This window comes from Phenylobacterium sp. (assembly GCF_030645195.1).
Taxonomy (GTDB): Bacteria; Pseudomonadota; Alphaproteobacteria; order Caulobacterales; family Caulobacteraceae; genus Phenylobacterium.
Genome location: NZ_JAUSLW010000223.1, coordinates 1 through 4,748, shown reverse-complemented (window position 1 = coordinate 4,748; position 4,748 = coordinate 1). Strand labels below are relative to the sequence as shown.

3 protein-coding genes, 1 tRNA gene and 1 pseudogene are annotated in these 4,748 nt (G+C 69.1%); 3 read left to right on the top strand and 2 right to left on the bottom strand.

Annotated features, from left to right (window positions below; translation table 11 throughout):
- Positions 1-12: 12 nt before the first annotated feature.
- A tRNA-Leu gene (locus tag Q7T09_RS20065) sits at positions 13-99 on the bottom strand.
- Between the two features lie 153 nt (positions 100-252).
- On the opposite strand from Q7T09_RS20065, the gene Q7T09_RS20060 reads away from it, so the two are divergent.
- A complete protein-coding gene (locus Q7T09_RS20060) occupies positions 253-1,224 on the top strand; it encodes a complex I NDUFA9 subunit family protein (RefSeq protein ID WP_304702006.1) in 972 nt (323 codons plus the stop codon).
- Positions 1,225-1,231: 7 nt separating this feature from the next.
- Here the strand turns inward: Q7T09_RS20060 and Q7T09_RS20055 are convergent, their stop codons facing one another.
- Entirely contained in the window at positions 1,232-2,038 is an 807-nt protein-coding gene (locus Q7T09_RS20055; RefSeq protein WP_304702005.1) for an undecaprenyl-diphosphate phosphatase, read from the bottom strand.
- Between the two features lie 221 nt (positions 2,039-2,259).
- Between Q7T09_RS20055 and Q7T09_RS20050 the strand changes: the two genes are divergently transcribed.
- Both Q7T09_RS20050 and Q7T09_RS20045 read left to right on the top strand, forming a co-directional pair.
- Positions 2,260-3,696: an NAD(P)-dependent oxidoreductase gene (locus Q7T09_RS20050; RefSeq protein ID WP_304702004.1), complete on the top strand. Its 1,437-nt coding sequence runs from the start codon at positions 2,260-2,262 to the stop codon at positions 3,694-3,696.
- Positions 3,697-3,881: 185 nt separating this feature from the next.
- Positions 3,882-4,748: pseudogene (locus Q7T09_RS20045) on the top strand (glutamate synthase large subunit); the annotation flags it as partial.

The following is a 4,748-nucleotide window of genomic DNA, read 5'->3' as shown; positions in this document are numbered from 1 at the left end:
TAGGGAGAGGGATGGTGCCCAGGAAAGGACTCGAACCTTCACGGCCGTTAAGCCACTGGCACCTGAAGCCAGCGCGTCTACCAATTCCGCCACCTGGGCCCGATCCACCGGATCGCGCGAGGGGGGTTCCTTAGGGCGCCGTCCCTGCCCGGTCAACGCCCGGCTTCACCTTCCTTTCAAGTCGCATTGCGGCGCGGGGTCGCTTCGTCTATCCGAAGCGCCTCAAGACCCACTCAAATCCAAGCGAACCCCATGCAGGATCTGGTCACCGTCTTCGGCGGTTCGGGCTTTCTCGGAGCCCAGGTTGTCCGCGCCCTCGCCAAGCAGGGCCTGCGGGTCCGGGTGGCCGTGCGCCAGCCGCATCTGGCCTACAGGATGCGCCTGCTGGGGGATGTCGGTCAGATCGAGGTGGTCCAGGCCAATATCCGCAACGAGGCCTCCATCCGCCGCGCCGTCGAGGGCGCCGAGGCGGTGGTGAACGCCGTCGGCATCCTCTACGAGACTGGCCGCCAGAAGTTCCAGAGCGTGCACGGCATGGGCGCGCGCAACATCGCCACCGTGGCCAAGGCGGCCGGCGTGCGCCGGTTCGTGCAGATTTCGGCCATCGGCGCCGACTCCGAGTCGCCGTCCAAGTACGCCCGCACCAAGGCCATGGGCGAGGCCGCGGCCCGCGAGGCCTTCCCCGACGCCGTGATCGTGCGCCCCTCGGTGGTGTTCGGCCCCGAGGATCACTTCTTCAACAAGTTCGGCGAGATGGCGGTGATCAGTCCCGCCCTACCCCTGATTGGCGGCGGCGAAGGCAAGCTGCAGCCGGTGTTCGTGGGCGACGTCTCCAAGGCCGTCGCCCGCTGCGTCGTCGATCCCGACTGCGCCGGCCAGACCTACGAGCTGGGCGGCCCCGTCGCCTACAGCTTCCGGCAGCTGATGGAGATCGTCCTGGCCGAGACCGGCCGCAGGCGGATGCTGCTGCCCCTGCCCTTCCCGGTGGCGGCCCTGATCGGCAAGGTCTGCGAAATCCTGGCCCTGACCCCGATCGCCCCGCCGCTGACCGAGGACCAGGTCGAGCTGCTGAAGTCCGACAATGTAGTCTCCGGGACCCTGCCCGGCCTCGCCGAGCTGGGGATCGAGCCCACCGCCGTCGAGGCCATCGTCCCCGCCTATCTCTACCGCTTCCGCAAGGGCGGTCAGTACGCCGACGAGACCGAGCGCCTCGCCGCCGCCTAGACCCTAACTAGCGGCCCACCACGCCGAGCGCCACCAGACCGCCCACACCCACCACGATCCGCCACCAGGCGAAGGGGGCGAAGCCGTGGCGGCCGACGAAGTCCACCAGGGTGCGGACCACGACGAAGCCCACCACGAAGCTGACGGCGAAGCCGACCGCGATGACGCCGGCCTGGTCCATGCTGAGCGCATCCTTGTTCTTGTAGAGGTCGACGGCGAAGGCGCCGGCCATGGTGGGGATGGCCAGGAAGAAGGAGAACTCGGCCGCGGCCCGCTTCTCCACCCGCATCAGCATCGAGCCGACGATGGTGGCGCCCGAGCGGGAGACGCCGGGGATCAGGGCCAGGGTCTGGAAGAGACCCACCACCAGGGAGGTCTTCCAGGTCAGGGTCATGGCGTCGCTCTCGCGCGGCGCCGGGGACCAGCGGTCCAGGGCCAGCAGCACCACCCCGCCGATGATCAGCGACCAGCAGATCAGGCGGGGGCTCTCGAAGAGGACGGTCTTGATCACGTCGTGCAGGGCCAGGCCGGCGATGGCGCCGGGGATGAAGGCGATCAGCACCGAGATCGCGAAGGCGCGGGCCTCGGCGCTGGTGGGCAGGCCGATCAGCACCTTCCAGAGCTTGCCGAAATAGAGGGCCACCACCGCCAGGATGGCGCCCAGCTGGATCAGGACGGTGAAGGTGTCCCAGAAGCCGTCGGGCAGGCCCAGCAGGGTCTTGGTGAGCAGCAGGTGGCCGGTGGAGGAGACCGGGATGAACTCGGTGACGCCCTCCACGATCCCGAGGATGACGGCGTAGATCCAGTCGGACATGGGCTGCTTTCAGGCTTGATGACGTGGTCCCCAAGGAGGTGGAACAGGGTAAATTTGAGGTTCATCCTATTATTGGACTATTTATGCCTGGAGCCGGGTCGGGTGGCGCCTGCGCCTTGGGTGGGGATGCCCAGATAGTCTTATTTATGGATCATCATATTTCTAGGTCTTGAAAAGGCGCGTAAAAGCCCCTTGCCCGCGGATCGGGCGGAGGGACGGCCATGGCCGAGCGGATGCTGAAGTTCACGACGGTGGCGCGGGCCACGCCCCCCAAGCGGGCGGCGGGCGAGCGGGCGGGGGATTTCCACGAGATCTACGCCGACTTCATCGACGCCAAGGCCCGCGAGCAGGCCTCGCGCTGCTCCCAGTGCGGCATCCCCTTCTGTCAGACCCACTGCCCGCTGCACAATAACATCCCCGACTGGCTGCGGATGACCGCCGAGGGGCGGCTGCGGGAGGCCTATGAGCTGTCCCAGGCCACCAGCTCCATGCCGGAAATCTGCGGCCGCATCTGCCCGCAGGACCGCCTGTGCGAGGGTTCCTGCACCATCGAACAGTCGGGGCACGGCACCGTCACCATCGGCGCCGTCGAGCGCTACCTGACCGACAAGGCCTGGGAGGAGGGCTGGGTCCAGCCCCTGGTCCCGGGCCGGCCGCGGGGCCAGTCGGTGGGGATCATCGGCGCGGGCCCCGCGGGCCTCAGCGCCGCCGAGCGCCTGGTGGAGATGGGCTACGCCGTCACCGTCTATGACCGCCACGACCGGGCCGGCGGCCTGCTGATCTACGGCATCCCCAGCTTCAAGCTGGAGAAGGACGTGGTGATGCGGCGCACCGAGCGGCTGGCGGCCGGCGGCGTGACGTTCGAGCTGAACTTCGAGGTGGGCTTCGACGCCAACCTCGACGACCTGCGCGACCTCCACGACAGCGTGCTGATCGCCACCGGAGTCTATGCCGCCCGCGACCTGGTGGTCCCCGGCGCCGGCTCGGCGGGGGTGACCCCGGCGCTCGACTACCTGATCGCCTCGAACCGGGCCGGCCTCGGCGACGAGGTTCCGGAGTTCGTGTCGGGCGCGCTGCACGCCAAGGGCCGCGATGTGGTGGTCGTCGGCGGCGGCGACACCGCCATGGACTGCGTGAGAACCGCCGTGCGCCAGGGGGCGAAGTCGGTGACCTGCCTCTACCGCCGCGACCGGGCCAACATGCCGGGCTCGGCCCGCGAGGTCGCGCACGCCGAAGAGGAGGGCGTGATCTTCGAATGGCTGGCCGCGCCGCGCGCCGTGTCGGGCAAGGCCGACCTCGCCACCGGGGTGCGGGCCGCCCGCATGCGCCTGGGGGCGCCCGACGCCAGCGGCCGCTCGGCGCCGGAGGAGATCGAGGGCGCCGACTTCGAGGCCCCCGCCGACCTGGTGATCAAGGCGCTCGGCTTCGATCCCGAGAACCTGCCGAGCCTGTTCAAGGCGCCCGACCTGGCGGTGAGCCGCTGGGGCACGGTGAAGGCCGACTTCGCCACCCTGATGACCAGCATCCCGGGCGTTTTCGCCGCCGGCGACATCGCGCGCGGCGCCTCCCTGGTGGTCTGGGCGATCAAGGACGGCCGCGACGCCGCCGACGCCATCCACCGCTATCTGACGGAACCCGCGCGCGTCGCGGCGGAGTGAAAATCATGAGCGAACAAGACATCCAGCCCGTCCCTCCCTCCCCTTCATGGGGAGGGGAAGACCGCGCAGCGGTCGGGGTGGGGAAGTCCGGCAAGCTCTCCGGTGTCGGCAGGCTTCCCCACCCGGACGAGGCTGACGCCTCGTCTGTCCCTCCCCATGAAGGGGAGGGAGGGGTTCAGCGCTACCTGGCCAACCGCGCCAAGCTTATCGACGGCCACGCCTACGACCCCGACTCCGAGCGGGACGCCTGCGGGGTGGGCCTGGTCTGCGCCCTGGACGGCAAGCCGCGCCGCGAGGTGGTGGAGCTGGCGATCCGGGCGCTGAAGAGCGTCTGGCACCGGGGCGCCATCGACGCCGACGGCAAGACCGGGGACGGCGCCGGCGTGCTGGTCTCGGTTCCGCAGGACTTCTTCGCCGACCAGGTGAGACGCACGGGGCACAAGCTGCGCCCCGGCCCCATCGCCGTGGGCCAGGTCTTCCTGCCGCGCAACGACCTCAACGCCCAGGAAGCGGCCCGCACCATCGTCGAGGCCGAAGCCCTGAGGTTCGGCTTCTACATCTATGGCTGGCGGCAGGTTCCGGTGGACACCAGGGTCATCGGCGAGAAGGCCAACGCCACGCGGCCGGAGATCGAGCAGATCATGCTGGCCGGGCCCGCGGGCCTGGAGGGCGAGGCCCTGGAGCGGGCGCTCTTCCTGTGCCGCAAGCGCATCGAGAAGCGCGTGGGTCAGGCGGGCATCCAGCAATTCTACCTCTGCTCGCTGTCGGCCCGGTCGCTGATCTACAAGGGCATGTTCCTGGCCGAGCATATCGACGCCTTCTATCCCGACCTGACCGACCAACGGTTCACGGCGGCCGTGGCGATCTTCCACCAGCGCTATTCCACCAACACCTTCCCGGAATGGCGGCTTGCCCAGCCCTTCCGGATGCTGGCGCACAACGGCGAGATCAACACCAAGAAGGGCAACCTGAACTGGATGAAGAGCCACGAGATCCGCATGGCCGCCGACGCCTTCGGCGACTTCGGGGACGACGTGAAGCCGGTGATCCAG